The 15,263-nt window shown below is 59.7% G+C and carries 13 protein-coding genes; 3 read left to right on the top strand and 10 right to left on the bottom strand.

Annotation, left to right across the window (positions count from 1 at the left end; genetic code table 11):
* Window positions 1-65: 65 nt before the first annotated feature.
* From hbdH to ACM6IO_RS14340, 7 genes are all read right to left on the bottom strand, one after another.
* Window positions 66-839, bottom strand: a complete 774-nt coding sequence (hbdH, locus tag ACM6IO_RS14370) for a 3-hydroxybutyrate dehydrogenase (RefSeq protein WP_008033792.1) — start codon at window positions 837-839, stop codon at window positions 66-68.
* Between the two features lie 7 nt (window positions 840-846).
* Window positions 847-2,238: a GntP family permease gene (locus ACM6IO_RS14365; RefSeq protein ID WP_223480418.1), complete on the bottom strand. Its 1,392-nt coding sequence runs from the start codon at window positions 2,236-2,238 to the stop codon at window positions 847-849.
* Window positions 2,239-2,535: 297 nt separating this feature from the next.
* Window positions 2,536-3,951: a sigma-54 interaction domain-containing protein gene (locus tag ACM6IO_RS14360; protein ID WP_414911714.1), complete on the bottom strand. Its 1,416-nt coding sequence runs from the start codon at window positions 3,949-3,951 to the stop codon at window positions 2,536-2,538.
* Between the two features lie 119 nt (window positions 3,952-4,070).
* Window positions 4,071-5,651, bottom strand: a complete 1,581-nt coding sequence (locus ACM6IO_RS14355) for an ABC transporter ATP-binding protein (RefSeq protein ID WP_414911713.1) — start codon at window positions 5,649-5,651, stop codon at window positions 4,071-4,073.
* Window positions 5,652-5,665: 14 nt separating this feature from the next.
* Window positions 5,666-6,688 (bottom strand): ABC transporter permease, encoded by a 1,023-nt coding sequence (locus ACM6IO_RS14350; protein ID WP_414911712.1) that lies wholly within the window; start codon window positions 6,686-6,688, stop codon window positions 5,666-5,668.
* A complete protein-coding gene (locus ACM6IO_RS14345) occupies window positions 6,688-7,749 on the bottom strand; it encodes a microcin C ABC transporter permease YejB (RefSeq protein ID WP_008029533.1) in 1,062 nt (353 codons plus the stop codon). Before ACM6IO_RS14345 ends, ACM6IO_RS14350 begins: the two co-directional genes overlap by 1 nt.
* Window positions 7,749-9,617 (bottom strand): extracellular solute-binding protein, encoded by a 1,869-nt coding sequence (locus ACM6IO_RS14340; protein WP_414911711.1) that lies wholly within the window; start codon window positions 9,615-9,617, stop codon window positions 7,749-7,751. Before ACM6IO_RS14340 ends, ACM6IO_RS14345 begins: the two co-directional genes overlap by 1 nt.
* A gap of 236 nt (window positions 9,618-9,853) precedes the next feature.
* On the opposite strand from ACM6IO_RS14340, the gene ACM6IO_RS14335 reads away from it, so the two are divergent.
* Window positions 9,854-10,777: a hypothetical protein gene (locus ACM6IO_RS14335; RefSeq protein WP_414911710.1), complete on the top strand. Its 924-nt coding sequence runs from the start codon at window positions 9,854-9,856 to the stop codon at window positions 10,775-10,777.
* 105 nt (window positions 10,778-10,882) lie between these two features.
* Here ACM6IO_RS14335 and ACM6IO_RS14330 read toward each other — a convergent pair whose 3' ends face one another.
* The 3 genes from ACM6IO_RS14330 to ACM6IO_RS14320 form a co-directional block, all read right to left on the bottom strand.
* Entirely contained in the window at window positions 10,883-11,164 is a 282-nt protein-coding gene (locus ACM6IO_RS14330) for a peptidylprolyl isomerase (protein ID WP_008029538.1), read from the bottom strand.
* A gap of 83 nt (window positions 11,165-11,247) precedes the next feature.
* Window positions 11,248-12,129, bottom strand: a complete 882-nt coding sequence (locus ACM6IO_RS14325; RefSeq protein ID WP_414911709.1) for an esterase/lipase family protein — start codon at window positions 12,127-12,129, stop codon at window positions 11,248-11,250.
* A 226-nt stretch (window positions 12,130-12,355) separates the two neighbouring features.
* Window positions 12,356-13,429 carry a 3-deoxy-7-phosphoheptulonate synthase gene (locus ACM6IO_RS14320; protein ID WP_414911708.1) on the bottom strand — a complete coding sequence of 358 codons (1,074 nt, stop codon included), beginning with the start codon at window positions 13,427-13,429 and terminating at the stop codon, window positions 12,356-12,358.
* A gap of 627 nt (window positions 13,430-14,056) precedes the next feature.
* On the opposite strand from ACM6IO_RS14320, the gene ACM6IO_RS14315 reads away from it, so the two are divergent.
* Both ACM6IO_RS14315 and ACM6IO_RS14310 read left to right on the top strand, forming a co-directional pair.
* Window positions 14,057-14,815 (top strand): carbon-nitrogen hydrolase family protein, encoded by a 759-nt coding sequence (locus ACM6IO_RS14315; protein WP_414911707.1) that lies wholly within the window; start codon window positions 14,057-14,059, stop codon window positions 14,813-14,815.
* Complete coding sequence (locus ACM6IO_RS14310) at window positions 14,815-15,258, top strand: GNAT family N-acetyltransferase (RefSeq protein WP_414911706.1); 444 nt, start codon at window positions 14,815-14,817, stop codon at window positions 15,256-15,258. The genes ACM6IO_RS14315 and ACM6IO_RS14310 overlap by 1 nt, the downstream gene beginning before the upstream one ends.
* Window positions 15,259-15,263: the final 5 nt, after the last annotated feature.

Raw genomic sequence — 15,263 nt, 5'->3', positions numbered from 1 at the left:
AACGACGCATGACCTGTAGGAGCGAGGCTTGCCCGCGAAGAACGATAACGCGGTCTATCGCCCAATCACTGCGCCAACCACCCACCATCTATATTCCACGCCGCGCCCCGCACTTGGCTACCGGCCTCACTGCACAAAAACAGCACCAGTTCACCCAGCTGAGGCGGCGTAACGAACTCCAGCGACGGCTGCTTCTCGGCCAGCAAATCGTGCTGCGCCTGCTGCGGATCAACCCCTTTGGCGATGCGGTCGTCAATCTGCTTCTGCACCAACGGAGTCAACACCCAGCCTGGGCAGATTGCGTTGCAGGTGACGTTGGTCGTGGCGGTTTCCAGGCCGACCACCTTGGTCAAACCGATCACCCCATGCTTGGCCGCGACGTAAGCCGCCTTGCCCACCGAACCGACCTGGCCATGCACCGAAGCGATATTGATAACCCGTCCCCAACCCTTGGCGCGCATGCCCGGCAAGCTCAAACGGGTGCTGTGAAACACCGACGACAGGTTGATCGCAATGATCGAATCCCAACGCTCCACGGGAAAATCTTCCACCGACGCCACGTGCTGAATGCCGGCGTTGTTGACCAGAATGTCCACGCCGCCGAACTCGCGCTCGGCGTAGGCGATCATGTCGGCAATCTGCGCCGGGTCGCTGACATCGGCGGGGTGATGACCGACCTTGCCGCCGAACTGTTCAACCTCGGCAATCACTGTGGAGGCATCGCCGAAACCGTTGAGAATCAGGTTGGCGCCAGCCTTGGCCAGGCTGAGGGCGATGCCCAGGCCGATGCCGCTGGTGGAGCCGGTGACCAGTGCGGTCTTGCCTGAAAGAGTCGTCATGAATACCTCACACAATGCCAGTGGCGTAGAAAGTACCGATCACCACAAAAACCGCCAGGGTCTTGATCAGCGTAATACAGAAAATGTCTTTGTAGGCTTCGCGGTGGGTCAGGCCGGTCACCGCCAGCAAGGTGATGACCGCGCCGTTATGCGGCAGGGTGTCCATGCCGCCACTGGCCATCGCGGCGACGCGGTGCAGCACTTCCAGGGGAATGTTGGCCGCATGGGCCGCAGCGATGAAGTCATTGGCCATGGCCGCCAGCGCAATGCTCATGCCTCCCGATGCGGAGCCGGTGATACCGGCCAGCAAAGTCACGGTGATCGCTTCGTTGACCAGCGGGTTGGGAATGCTTTTGAGCCAGTCGGCCAGCACCAGAAAGCCTGGCAAGGACGCGATTACCGCACCAAAACCGTATTCGGACGCCGTGTTCATTGCTGCCAGCAATGAACCGCTGACTGCACTTCTGCTGCCTTCAGCCAACTTGCCGCGAATCGCCTGGAAGCCGAACACCAACACCATGATGATGCCGACAAGCAAGGCAGCCTGAACTGCCCAGATCGCCGTGAGTTTGGCGACATCGGTGGTTACCGGTGCGGCCATGCCTGGCAGCGCGAGGCTGTGGGTCTTGCCGTACCACTGGGGAATCCACTGGGTAAACAACAGGTTCATGATGCCGACGGCCAACAGCGGCGACAGCGCGATCCATGGATTCGGCAGTTTGATATCGGCAGCGGTTTCCGGCTCGTTGCGCAGGTCGGTGCCGTAGCCTTCACCCGAAAGCTGAGCCTTGTTGCGCTGGCGCTGCAGAAACGCCATGCCGGCGCAGACCACGAAGATTGCGCCGATCAAACCCAGCCACGGCGCCGCCCACGCGGTGGTGTTGAAGAAGGTGCTGGGGATGATGTTCTGGATTTGCGGGGTGCCGGGCAGGGCGTCCATGGTGAACGAGAAGGCGCCGAGGGCGATGGTCGCCGGGATCAGGCGCTTGGGAATATTGCTCTGGCGGAACATCTCGGCCGCGAACGGATAGACCGCAAACACCACCACAAACAGCGACACGCCGCCGTAAGTGAGCAGGGCGCAAACCAGCACGATCACCAGCATCGCCTGACGGGTGCCGAGCAGGCGAATCGCCGCCGCAACGATGGAGCGCGAAAAACCCGATAACTCGATCAGCTTGCCGAACACGGCGCCAAGCAGGAACACCGGGAAATACAGTTTGATGAAGCCGACCATTTTCTCCATGAACACCCCGGTAAAAGCAGGGGCGACGGCGGAAGGGTCGGTGAGCAGGACGGCGCCGAGGGCGGCAATCGGGGCAAAGAGGATAACGCTGTAGCCACGGTAGGCCGCGAGCATCAGCAGCGCGAGGGCTGCCAAGGCAATGATCACACTCATGGTGTGTCTCCTGGATTGTTATTTTTGTGGGGTGAAACGGTGTGAGGGAGGGCTTTAGCGAGATTTGTGCCAAGGTGGCAACATATTGAAATATAAGGATATTTATTGTTTTTTCAGAGGAGGATGAGCGTATTTGTCTCTGTTTTGAGATTTTTTGTGGTTTGGAGGCCGTCATCGCCAGCAAGCCGGCTCCTACAGAAGATCGCATCAACACCGAAAACCCTGTAGGAGCCGGCTTGCTGGCGATGAGCGCAAAGCGCTCCAAAAATATGTCTGTAAATAGAGATTAATGTCTCGTTATAGAGACTCTGCAATCCCCAACGCCACCATCTTCTTGTACAACGTCGACCGCCCAAGCCCCAGCCGCGCCGCCGCCTCAATCACTTTCCCCCCGCATTGCGCGAGGGCTGATTCAATCAACTGCCGGTCAAACCGTTCACGTGCCTCACTGAACGTCTCGTGTGCCACCGACTCAACCTTTAAAGGCGCCACACGCTCCACCAGCGTAAACGTACCAATCGCCGCGCGGATATCGGTCGCGTTCAGCATCAGATCGTCACTGAGCAATGCCGCCCGTTCCAGCACGTTGCGCAACTCGCGAATGTTCCCTGGCCAGGCGTGTCGGGCCAGCAACTCCAGCGCCTCGTGGTTCAGCTCGTGCTGACTGCGCAACTCCTCAAGGATGGCTTCACTGAGTGCCGGCAAATCATCGAGACGATCACGCAGCGGCGGCACCTGGATCGGCAGCACATTGAGGCGGTAATACAAATCGGCGCGAAACTCGCCGCGTTTGATCGCCGCTTCAAGGTCGGTGGAGGTCGCGGCGATCACCCGCACATCGCTCTGAATCACTTCGTTGGACCCGACCGGTTCGAATTCCTTTTCCTGCAGCACCCGCAGCAGCTTGCTTTGCAGCGGCAGTGGCATGTCGCCGATTTCATCGAGAAACAGCGTGCCGCCCTGAGCAATCTGCAACTTGCCGACGCGACCCTTGCGATCGGCGCCGGTAAACGCGCCGGGGGCGGTGCCGAAGAATTCGGCCTCGAGCAGCGCCTCGGGAATCGCTGCGCTGTTGATGCTGACGAAAGCCTTGTGCGCACGGGGTGATGCGCCATGAATCGCCTGCGCCAGCAGCTCTTTACCGGTGCCGGTTTCGCCGAGCAGCAAAACGGGGGAATCAGCACTGGCGCTGCGTCGGGCGCGGCGTTTGACTTCGAGGCTGGCCGCGCTGGTGCCGATAAAATGCGCGAAGTTGTACTTGGTCTGCCGCGCCCGCAGCAGCGAGCGGGTGGAGGCCAGCTCTTCCTGCATGCTCATGTAGCGTTTGAGCATCGGGGACAGGCTGCGCAACTCATCGAACAACGCGAAACCGATGGCGCCGATCACCACGCCGGCGTCGTCATGGATCGGCAGGCGCATCACCACCAACGGTTCCTTGGGTGTGTCCTGCATGTCGAGCAGAATCGGTCGGCCGGTGCGCACCACTTCCCGCAGCAGGCTGCCGGGGATCACACTTTCGCAGGCCTTGCCGATGGCCACTTGCGCCGAATCCAGACCGAAGCGTCGGGCATAACGTTCGTTCATCCAGACGATGTTCGCGTCGCGGTCGACAATCACCGTGCCTTCACTGGACTGCTCGATGATCTCGAACAGCGAACGGATCGCCAACAGACGAACGCGCTGGTAATCCTTGAGGCTTTCGGTGGTGTTCATGGGGTCATGTCCAGAATGTGTGTGTCTGTGCGGGCCTCTTCGCGGGCAAGCCTCGCTCCTACAGGGGATCGCGTTCACCTGTAGGAGCGAGGCTTGCCCGCGAAGGCAGCGACGCGATTTTATGCCTGTTGCAGATGCGCCGCCGCCAACAGCTCTTTGGTGTACGGATGCTGCGGTGAATCAAACACGTCGTGGCTGGCGCCGCTTTCCACCACTTTGCCGTCCTTGATCACGATCATGTCGTGGGCGAGGGCGCGCACCACCGCCAGGTCGTGGCTGATAAACAGGTACGTCAGGCCGTGTTTTTCCTGAAGCTGGCGCAGCAGCGCGACCACTTGTTTCTGCACGGTGCGGTCCAGCGCCGAGGTCGGTTCGTCCAGCAGGATCAGCGCCGGTTTCAGCACCAGCGCCCTGGCGATGGCGATACGTTGGCGTTGGCCGCCGGAGAACTCGTGGGGGTAGCGATGACGGCTTTGCGGGTCGAGGCCGACTTCCTGCAGGGCCCGAATCACTTCGGCCTTGCATTCGTCCGCCGTCAACTGGCTATGCACTTCCAGGCCTTCACTGATGATTTGTGCCACGGACATCCGTGGGCTGAGGCTGCCGAAAGGGTCCTGGAACACCACCTGCATTTTCTTGCGCCATGGCCGCAGTTGCTTTTGCGTCAGACCGTCCAGCGCCTGGCCCTGAAAGCGAATGCTGCCTTCGGAGTCGAGCAGGCGCAGGATCGCCTGACCCAGTGTCGACTTGCCCGAGCCGGACTCACCCACAATGCCCAATGTCTTGCCACGCTGGACATTCAGGCTGATGCCGTCCACGGCATGCAAGTACGTTTTGCGCTGAAACAGCCCGCCACCGAGGGGGAAGCGCACGCAAAGATTGTCCACTTCCAGAACGTTCTCGCGCTCGTCACGGGGCAGCGCCTGGCCTTCCGGTTCGGCGTTCAGCAGTACGCAGCTGTAGGGATGTTTCGGCTCGGTGAACAGCGTTTCGCACGGCGCCTGTTCGACGATTTCCCCGGCCTTCATCACGCACACACGCTGAGCGATGCTGCGCACCAGATTGAGGTCGTGGCTGATCAGCAGCAATGACATGCCGAGCCGCTGTTGCAGGGACTTGAGCAGGATCAGGATCTTGCGCTGCACCGTAACGTCGAGCGCAGTGGTGGGCTCGTCGGCAATCAACAACTCTGGCTCGCAGGCCAGCGCCATGGCGATCATCACCCGTTGCCGCTGGCCGCCGGAGAGTTGATGCGGATACGCCTTGAGCCGCTCTTTGGGTTTCTGGATGCCCACGAGGTGCAGCAGCTCCAGAATCCGCTCCTGCGCAGCTTTGCCGGTCAGGCCCTTGTGCAGCAGCAGGGTTTCACCGATCTGCTTTTCAATGCTGTGCAGCGGATTGAGCGAGGTCATCGGTTCCTGGAAGATCATGGCGATGCGGTTGCCCCGCAACTCTCGCAAAACCCTGGACGAAGCGCCGAGCAACTCCTTGCCGCGATAGCGGATGCTGCCGCTGGTTTCGGTGCCGGTCTCGGGCAGCAGTTGCAGGATCGAGTGCGCGGTCACCGATTTGCCGGAACCCGACTCACCTACCAGCGCCAGGCATTCACCGGGGCGGATGTCCAGACACAGGTTGCGCACCACGGTCTGGCCGCTGAAGGTCACGCAGAGGTCACGGATTTCGATCAGGTTGTTACTCATATCAACAGTCCGCGTCAGGATCGAGGGTCAAAGGCATCTCGCAACGCCTCGCCGATAAACACCAGTAAAGACAGGATCAATGCCAGGGTGAAAAACGCGGTCAGCCCCAGCCACGGCGCTTGCAGGTTTTGCTTGCCCTGGCCGATCAACTCGCCCAGCGAGGCACTGCCGGCCGGCATGCCGAAACCGAGGAAGTCCAGCGCGGTGAGCGTCGAAATGGCCCCGGTCAAAATGAACGGCAGGTAGCTCAGCGTCGCGTTCATCGCGTTGGGCAGGATGTGCCGCACGATGACTTTGCGGTCGGTCAGGCCCAGTGCCCGCGCAGCCTTGACGTATTCGAGGTTGCGTCCGCGCAGGAACTCGGCACGCACCACGTCCACCAGCGCCAGCCAGGAAAACAACGCCATGATCCCCAGCAGCCACCAGAAATTCGGCTCGACAAACCCCGACAGAATGATCAGCAGGTACAGCACCGGCAGACCCGACCAGACTTCCTGCAAACGCTGGCCGATCAGGTCGACCCAGCCGCCGTAATAGCCTTGCAGCGCGCCGGCGGCGATGCCGATCAGTGCGCTGACAAAGGTCAGCATCAGTGCAAACAGAATCGACACCCGCGCGCCGAAAATCACCCGTGCCAGCACGTCGCGAGCCTGGTCGTCGGTGCCCAGCCAATTCACATTCGACGGTGGACTCGGTGCCGGTTTGTTCAGGTCGTAGTTGGGCGTGTCGTCGCTGAACGGGATCGGCGGAAACAGCAGCCAGCCGCCGTCCTTTTTGACCAGCTTCTGTACATAGTCACTGCGGTAATCCGCCTGGAACGGCAGTTGCCCGCCGAACGCCTGCTCGGTGTAGCGCTTGAAGGCCGGGAAGTACAACGAGCCCTGATAACTGACCACCAGCGGTTTGTCGTTGGCGATCAGCTCACCACCGAGGGTCAGCAAAAACAGGCCGACAAATAGCCACAGCGACCACCAGCCACGGCGGTTTTTCTTGAATCGGTCGAAACGACGGCGCGCCAACGGCGAAAGCTTGAGCATCAGGCATTCCTCGCGGCGAAGTCGATACGCGGGTCGACCAGCGTGTAGCACAGATCGCCGACGAGTTTTATCAGGAGGCCGAACAGCGTGAAGATGAACAGCGAACCGAACACCACCGGATAATCCCGCGACACCGCGGCTTCATAACTCATGCGGCCCAGGCCATCGAGGGAGAAGATCACCTCGATCAGCAACGAGCCGGCGAAAAATACGCTGATGAACGCCTGGGGAATGCCCGACACCACCAGCAGCATGGCGTTACGGAACACGTGGCCGTAAAGCACGCGACGTTCGCTCATACCTTTGGCGCGCGCCGTGACCACGTACTGGCGGGTGATTTCATTGAGGAAGGAGTTTTTGGTCAGGATGGTCAATGTGGCAAACCCACCGATGACCAGCGCCGTGACCGGCAATACCAGGTGCCAGAAATAGTCGGCGATCTTGCCCACGGTGGACAGGGAATCGAAATTGTCCGAGACCAGGCCGCGCACCGGAAACCAGTTCAGCGATGTGCCGCCGGCGAACACCACGATCAGGAACATCGCAAACAGGAACGCCGGCATCGCGTAGCCAATGATGATCGCGGTGCTGCTCCAGATATCGAATTGGCTGCCGTGGTGCACGGCTTTGCGAATGCCCAGCGGGATCGACACCAGATAGGTGATCAGCGTGGCCCAGAGCCCGAGGGAAATGGTCACCGGCATTTTTTCGAGGATCAGGTCGGTGACCGTGGCGCCGCGGAAAAAGCTTTTGCCGAAGTCCAGTCGCGCGTAACTGGTGAGCATCAGCCACAGGCGCTCATGGGCCGGTTTGTCGAAGCCGTATTGCTTTTCGATCTCCTTGATCAGTTGCGGGTCGAGGCCGCGACTGGCTCGCGAACTGCCGCTCATGACCTCGCCGGAGCCACCGCCGACGCTGGCGCCGCCGATACCTTGCAAGTGCGCGATCGCTTGTTCGACCGGGCCGCCCGGTGCGGCCTGAACGATGACAAAGTTGACCAGTAGAATGATCACCAGGGTCGGAATGATCAGCAGCAGGCGCCGCAGAATATAAGCCCACATCAGTGCGGCCCTCCGGGTTTGCCGCGCTTGATCAGTTCGGCGGTCATCTGTTGGTTGGTCAGCGGCGTGGTGCTCACTTCCCACCAGCTCTCGATGGCTTCGTCATTGGCTGCTTGCACGCTGGGAATGCCGAAACGGTTCCACCACACGGTCGAGCTGCCCGGCGGGTAGTAGTTGGGAATCCAGTAATAGTTCCATTGCAGCACCCGGTCGAGGGCATGGGCGTAGCGCAACATATCGGCCTGGGTGGTGGCGCGGACCAGGCCGTTGACCAGCGTATCGACCGCCGGGTTCTTCAACACCATGTAGTTGTTGGAGCCCGGATCGTTGGCCGCTGCCGAACCAAAATAGTTATTCAACTCGTTGCCGGGCGACGTGGTGACCGGGTAGCCGGTGACGATCATGTCGTAATCCCGGGACATCAGGCGATTGACGTATTGGGAGGAGTCGATGCGGCGGATGTTCAGGTCGATGCCGATCTGCTTCAGCGTGCGCTTGTAAGGCAGCAGCAAACGGTCCATCCCGTTCTGACTGACCAGGAAGGTAAAACTCAGCGGCTGGCCCTCGGCATTCACCAATTGATCGCCATCGGGCTTCCAGCCGGCCTGTCCGAGCAAATCCAGTGCTTGCAGTTGTTTGTCACGGATCACGCCACTGCCGTCGGTTTTCGGCGCTTCGAAGACTTTGGTGAACACCTCGTCGGGGATCTGCCCGCGCAGCGGTTCGAGAATCGCCAGTTCGGCGGCATCCGGCAGGCTGCGGGCGGCGAGGGCGGAGTTGGAGAAGAAGCTCTGCTGGCGGATATACATATCGCGCATCATCTGCCGGTTGCTCCATTCGAAATCCCACAGCATCACCAGCGCCTGGCGGACACGGCGGTCCTGGAACATCGGGTTCTGCAGATTGAACACAAAGCCCTGGGCCGATTGCGGCGCTTCTCTGGCCAGGTGCGCCTTTTGCAGGCGACCGTCGCTGAGGGCCGGGCTTTCGTAACCGATGGAGTAGGCGGTGGCGGAGAATTCGCGGTTGTAGTCGTAGGCGCCACCGCGCAGCACTTGACGCGCGACATCGGTATCACCGAAGTACTCGATGCTGAAGTGATCGAAGTTGTACAGCCCACGGCTGACCGGCAGGTCCTTGCCCCACCAGTCCGGATTGCGTTCGAAGGTGATGCTGCGCCCGGAGTCGACCTTGCCCACCCTGTACGGGCCGCTGCCCAGTGGCGGCTCGTAACCACCACCGCTGGCGAAGTCGCGGGTTTTCCACCAGTGCTCGGGAAACACCGGCAAGGTTGCGATGTCGAGGGGCAGGGTGCGGTTTTCGTTGCTTTTGAAGTCGAAACGCACCGTCAGCGGGGATTCCACCTCGACGCCTTTGACGTCGGCGAACTGGGTGCGATAACGCAGGCTGCCCTGGGTCATCAGCAGGTCGAAGGTGTATCGCACGTCTTCGGCGGTGATCGGCTTGCCGTCGGCGAAGCGAGCCTTGGGGTTGAGGTAGAAACGCAGCGATAACCCGTCATCCGAACGCTCCATCTTCTGCGCCACCAGACCGTACACGGTGTAAGGCTCGTCCTGCGAACGCTGGGCCAGCGGCGAATAGATCAAACCGTCGATCTGCGTCACGCCGATGCCTTTGTCTATATAAGGCAGGACATGGTCGAAATGCCCGATCTCGATCGCCGAGCGACGCATCGTACCGCCCTTGGGCGCTTGCGGATTGGTGTAGGCAAAATGACTGAAGCCGGCCGGGTACTTGGGCGGTTCGCCGTAGACGGTCAGCGCGTGTTGAGGCGCGGCGGTTGCGGTTGAAACACCTGACAACACAGTCAGGGTCATGCACAACAGTGAAGAAAAAAACAAGCGCATTGTCGGCCTTGGGGCGTAAGTCTCGATGACGGGTCGTGGTAGGTGAGGCTGCGAGATTATCGGCCAGTAAACCACATTGGACTGTGGTGAGGGGAGACGGAACGTACTGGGTGGTGCACACCTGTCAATTGTGACAGTAGACAGGGTTGAGGCGCTGGAGCCTGATAAGGCGGGGTGACTTCATCGGTAGTCACGGCTGTACATCGTTTGAATGATTTTGATGAAGGAGTCAGGTCATGGAATTTATACCAGGTCCCGTTGCTCGAATTAAGGAAGCTCATGGGGATGTCTTGTTTGCTGTTAATGTGCGTCACCAGTTAACGGTTGTTATTGATCTTTGGGAAAACCCCAAAGTCAGGCAGTATTATTTCGTCTGGATTAGAGGTGTTTTTGAGGGAGGGGGTGATAGAGCTGAAATCAGATTGCTTTTCAAAGCGGGGCTCAGCGGAAAGGAAATAGACGCGGGCAGGGTGGAAGTTGTCGTGGATAGTATTAAGTATGAAGCCCTCGTAAAATATCGAAAGTTTAGCGTTCTGTTTGGCGTTCATCCCGAGATCAATAACGAAAGCCCGGAGGGCGTCATACCTTTCAAGCCTGGCTTCAGTTATTGGCATGCGACTAATTATAAGGACAAGACGTCGTTTGCAGAGGGGGGTAGAGAGGGGTGGTTGACGAGCCCGGAAGTCGATCCGGCAGCTATTACTTTCGAGGTTGTCGAAGGGAAAACATGTTTCCACTATAAGGCAATCGATGGCGTGGGCCGCAAGGAACTCCTGTTCAAGGAGTTGACCAATCTGATCGTGGGCAAGCGATATTGTTTTACGGCGAGCGTTTATGCTCCTGGATCGCCGCGCCAGGGGGAAGTGGTGCTTAGTTTAGAAGAGGGCAAGCGGTATGCGGACCGGTGGAACCTGGCCTATCAGTTTCAGTCAGGATTTTATCCAATTGGAGGTGGGATTACGGCAACGTCTCCTGAGGTACGGCTAAGTATATTTCGCGAAGGTCGAGGTTCGCCGGAATGTCGCGAACTCTCTATTACCGACATTGCTGTTTATGAGTTTGATGAAGGACGGTCGTGGGATTCGGATTGGGATAAGGAGTGGCCCAGGGACGAATTGCCCCCTGCCAAGGAAACGGAGGGTGAAGTCTCTGATGTCTGATGCTAAAAAAGCGCAGTTACTAAAACGCCGCTTGTCTGTGGAGACAAGCGGCGTTTTAGTAACTGCTTCGTACTGGAACGCTCAGTGCTGGCACTGACGAATCAATCAGTCCTGACGGCTGGTCACTTCGAGCAAGTGGTAGCCGAACTGGGTCTTGACCGGGCCTTGCACGACGTTGATCGGTGCGCTGAAGACCACGGTGTCGAATTCCTTGACCATCTGGCCCGGACCGAACGAACCCAGGTCACCGCCCTGACGGCTGGACGGGCAAGTGGAGTTGGCTTTGGCAACTTCGGCGAAATCGGCGCCAGCCTCGATTTGGGCTTTGAGTTCGTTGCACTTGTCTTCGCTGGCAACCAGGATGTGACGGGCAGTGGCTTTAGCCATGGAAAAATACTCCTTCTAATGTTCAGTAAAGTGCTCAGCCTACCGGATTCAGTAGTCTATTTCTCCTCAAAGTTCCGTCCGGTTCACAGACCGGCTTTGCGCAAACGCTCGGCGTGTTGCACGTACAGGTCAATCGGGTCGATGTCTTTGCGAACCCGGCCGACTGTCTGGCTGATGCTGTCCAGGTGGTCCAGCGGATAGTCGGAGCGGATCACCTTGCCCAGATGAGAACTGAAGCGGCCGACCATGCCGTCGTTTTGCTCGGCCTCGATGGTGAAGTACCTGGCAAAAGCACGGGAGCACCCATTCAGTGGGTCAAGTGCGTTGAGCCCTTCATCGAGGAAGTTGCCCTGCAGGGTTCCGCTCCAGGAATAGTAGCGAACGCCGTTGACCCGCTCGCTGCCTTTGCCGCCCCAGGTCTTCGGCAGCCCTTGAGGGTATTTCTCGTTAAACGCGCTGACGCCTTCGGTGGTCAAGGCATTGAGCGCCGCGATCGCGTTTTGCGGCAGGTGGCGGTCGCCACTCAACAAGGACAGGAAGTCAGCGAACAACGTGGCCACCGTATCGGCGACTTGTTCCGGCAGCTGTCCAGGCGTCAGCGCCTTGCGCAGGAAATCCGCCAGTTCCGAGCCATGGTTGGGCCCGCTGACCGAGGTCACCGACGCAACGATTTGCGGCGCTATCGCTGCGGCATAGCGGGCGGCCAGAGCTCCCTGGCTGTGCCCGATCAGGTTGACCTTGTCTGCACCGGTGCCTTCCAGCACCCGTTCGATCTGTGCCAGAAGCTGGTCACCGCGTGCTTCATTGGTATGGGTAGCCGACAGGTGCGGGATGAACACCCTGGCGCCGGCGCTCCTGAGGGTTTGCTTGATGTCATGGAACAGTTCGAAAGGGCCGATCCGATCGAAACCAAACAGGCCGTGGACCAACAGGATGGGGTGGAGGGTGCTTGCATTCCGTTGCATGTTCATACCTTTTCGCGGGAGTTCGTGAGTGTGTCCGGGGCCCACTCTAAAGCACCCGGACGTTTGCGCGATGTATGAAGAAGCCGCTGTGAATGGGTGAAAACGGAATAGGGAATGTACGAATATTCGAATCAGCAGGAGGCTCTTTTCGGAATGTCCGGACGTCCTTTAATCGGAGGTAGCGCAGAGCTCTGCAATGACCTACCTCCGAAATGTCATTTGCCTGTCAGCCGCGTGTGGTTCTCAGCTGTTCCGCCGCTGAACGCAATAACGCCTCGGTCCCATCCCAGCCCAGGCAGCCATCCGTCACCGATACACCGTACTGAAGCGACGGACTCAGCGGCTGGCAGCCCTCGAACAGGTGACTCTCAATCATCATCCCGATCAGAGAGCGATCACCTTGCAGACGCTGCTCAAGCACATCGTTGAATACCGCTGGTTGACGTAGCGGGTCTTTGCCGCTGTTGGCGTGGCTGCAATCGACCATGATTCGGGTCGGGATCTTCAGCTTGGTCAAATCACTGTTCACCTGGGCGACGCTGTTGCGGTCGTAGTTCGGGCCGCGATGACCGCCGCGCAATACCAGGTGAGTGTCAGGATTGCCGGGCGTCTGGATGATCGCGGGGTGCCCCTGACTGTCGACACCGAAATGCCGATGCGGATGAGCGGCCGAGCGCATGGCGTCACTGGCAACACCGACGCCACCATCGGTGCCGTTCTTGAAGCCGACCGGCATGTTCAGGCCGCTGGCCATTTCCCGGTGGATCTGCGATTCAGTGGTGCGGGCGCCAATGGCGACCCAACTGAGCAGGTCGTCGAAGTACCCGGCGGCCATCGGTTGCAGCAGTTCGGTGGCAATTGGCAGGCCGAGTCGAAGCATTTCGCGCATCAGATCCCGTGACAGGGTCAGGCCACCGGCCATGTCGTCGCTGCCGTCCAGGTGCGGATCGTAGGCCAGGCCTTTCCAACCGACGGTGGTACGGGGTTTTTCGACGTAGGCGCGCATCACCAGCAGCATTTCATCGCTGACGTCGGCGGCGAGGCGGGCGAGGTGACTGGCGTATTCGAGGGCGGACTGCGGATCGTGAATCGAGCAAGGACCGACGATGACCAGCAAACGGGAGTCTTCACCGTTGAGAATCGCGCGGACCGCATCGCGGTGGGCGGCGACTTGCCGTGTCAGGGCGTTGCTGAGCGGCAGTTGCTGTTTGAGTTGCAATGAGCTCGGCAGGCGCAAGGTCAGCGCTTCATTGGCAGGGCTCAGGGTGGACAGCGGCAAAGCAGAGACGGACGAGTTCATGTTCAGGCTTCCTGGGCGGGCGGCGGGTTCGTTCCCGCGCGCTCGGCCCTACTGGGGTGTTCGACAATTGGCCGGATTGGCTGCGTGTGTGTGCTCGCCACCTGTGGGTGACCGATCGGAGGCGGCAGGCTGTCCCGAGCGGAGGCTGCTAAATCGCCAGGCGGTAAAACTGTCGTGACGGTAATAAGTGGCGTAGTTCATGTCGTGAATCCTCAAAATGTCTGTGTTGTTGCTAAAAAGTGTGGGGGCTGAAAAAACAAAACCCCCGGTCGGGAGGCCGACCGGGGGTTGAGAATTCTCTGGTGGCGACCCGTTTAAAGTGGGCGCCGTGTGGGTATCAGGCGCGCCAGTGGCTAAACCAATACCCAAAGTAAAAGCTGACCGAAGCGCAAACGACATTCACCCGGGCAGCCGCAACCGAGCGCGGGGCGCTGGCGGAACGAAGCTGTGAGAGGGCGTTGAACATGGTCTGTCTCCGATGGATGCGCCGAGCTTACTAGAGGCCGGTACACGGATTCAATCAGAAATTGCTATTGGTTACTGGCGGCGTTTTCTATCGCTTGAGTGCGTCGGCGGTTGTGACACACTCGCCGTTTAAACAAAAACACAACGTCACAAGGACGAACCATGACGACGCTGACCATCGCCGCCGCTCAATCGATCTCCATCGCCGGAGACCTAGCGGCCAACATTGCGTGGCATCAACGCTTCTTGCAGGTGGCGGCGGAGCAGGGCGTGCAGTTGCTGGTGTTTCCGGAACTGTCGCTGACCGGGTACGAGCGCGGGCTGGCGGCTGAGCTGGCCATCGCTCCGGAGGATGCGGTGCTGCAACCGTTGCGCGATTTTGCGCAGGAAGTCGGCGTAACGACCGTAGTCGGGATGCCTGTTCGTCTGTCGGAGCATTCGCCGGTGTTGATTGGGGCGCTGGTACTGGGCGCCGATGGTTCACTCGGGGTCTACAGCAAGCAGCATCTGCATCCCGGCGAGGAAGTAGCGTTTGCGCCGGGCACTGGCGGCTCGCCCCTGACCATCGGCGGCGACACGATAGCCTTGGCGGTGTGCGCCGATTTTTCCCACGCCAGTCATGCGGCCGCAGCGGCGCAACAGGGCGCCGACCTGTATGCCGCAGGCGTGCTGATCACCGAAAATGGTTACGCCCCCGATACTGCGTTGTTGCAAGGCTATGCCGTCAGACATTCGATGGCGGTGCTGATGGCCAACCATGGCGGTGCGACGGGGGGCTGGGAGTCGGCAGGACGCAGTGCCATCTGGGCGTCGGACGGTTCGCTGATCGCTGCCGCACCTGGCACGGGCAATCTGCTGGTCGTTGCTCGCCGCAATGCTGACAGCTGGACGGGGCGCGTCGTCGCCGTCGCGGAGGCCTGATGGGATTCGAATTACGTCCTGCGACATCGCAAGACCTCGACTTTGCTCGTGAACTGACCTGTAAAACCATGCTCCGCTATTACATTCAGCACGATCTGCTGTGGCAGGACGAGGCTTTCGATGTGGCCTGGGCGGGGCGGGAAAACTGGGTGATCGTCCGTGATGATGTACGGCTGGGTTATGTAAGCCTGAGTCGGGATGCAAGGGCCTTGTACATCCGTGAGTTACACGTGCTCGAAGCGTTCCGGGGGCAGGGCGCCGGTTCCTGGGCGATCGATCAGGTATTGGCAATGGCGAGCAAGGAGCGACGCCCGGCATTGCGCCTGACGGTTTTTGAAAATAATCCGGCGAAAGCGTTATACGAGCGAAAGGGCCTGGCAGTGGTCGGCAAAGACGAGTGTTTCCTGAGAATGCAGCGCGATATCGATGCCTCGCATCGCTGAAACAC

The organism is Pseudomonas sp. IT-P44 (assembly GCF_949768225.1).
GTDB lineage: Bacteria > Pseudomonadota > Gammaproteobacteria > Pseudomonadales > Pseudomonadaceae > Aquipseudomonas > Aquipseudomonas migulae.
Note: the sequence above shows the minus strand (reverse complement) of the source record. Positions and strands in the feature narration are given on the sequence as shown.

What these genes read in the sequence shown, in the direction of transcription:
- ACM6IO_RS14350 (WP_414911712.1), bottom strand. Translation starts at nt 6,688, where the DNA reads ATGCTCAAGCTTTCGCCGTTGGCGCGCCGTCGTTTCGACCGATTCAAG.
- ACM6IO_RS14330 (WP_008029538.1), bottom strand. Translation starts at nt 11,164, where the DNA reads ATGGCTAAAGCCACTGCCCGTCACATCCTGGTTGCCAGCGAAGACAAG.
- ACM6IO_RS14325 (WP_414911709.1), bottom strand. Translation starts at nt 12,129, where the DNA reads ATGCAACGGAATGCAAGCACCCTCCACCCCATCCTGTTGGTCCACGGC.
- ACM6IO_RS14310 (WP_414911706.1), top strand. Translation starts at nt 14,815, where the DNA reads ATGGGATTCGAATTACGTCCTGCGACATCGCAAGACCTCGACTTTGCT.
- ACM6IO_RS14320 (WP_414911708.1), bottom strand. Translation starts at nt 13,429, where the DNA reads ATGAACTCGTCCGTCTCTGCTTTGCCGCTGTCCACCCTGAGCCCTGCC.
- hbdH (WP_008033792.1), bottom strand. Translation starts at nt 839, where the DNA reads ATGACGACTCTTTCAGGCAAGACCGCACTGGTCACCGGCTCCACCAGC.
- ACM6IO_RS14315 (WP_414911707.1), top strand. Translation starts at nt 14,057, where the DNA reads ATGACGACGCTGACCATCGCCGCCGCTCAATCGATCTCCATCGCCGGA.
- ACM6IO_RS14365 (WP_223480418.1), bottom strand. Translation starts at nt 2,238, where the DNA reads ATGAGTGTGATCATTGCCTTGGCAGCCCTCGCGCTGCTGATGCTCGCG.
- ACM6IO_RS14355 (WP_414911713.1), bottom strand. Translation starts at nt 5,651, where the DNA reads ATGAGTAACAACCTGATCGAAATCCGTGACCTCTGCGTGACCTTCAGC.
- ACM6IO_RS14335 (WP_414911710.1), top strand. Translation starts at nt 9,854, where the DNA reads ATGGAATTTATACCAGGTCCCGTTGCTCGAATTAAGGAAGCTCATGGG.
- ACM6IO_RS14345 (WP_008029533.1), bottom strand. Translation starts at nt 7,749, where the DNA reads ATGTGGGCTTATATTCTGCGGCGCCTGCTGCTGATCATTCCGACCCTG.
- ACM6IO_RS14360 (WP_414911714.1), bottom strand. Translation starts at nt 3,951, where the DNA reads ATGAACACCACCGAAAGCCTCAAGGATTACCAGCGCGTTCGTCTGTTG.
- ACM6IO_RS14340 (WP_414911711.1), bottom strand. Translation starts at nt 9,617, where the DNA reads ATGCGCTTGTTTTTTTCTTCACTGTTGTGCATGACCCTGACTGTGTTG.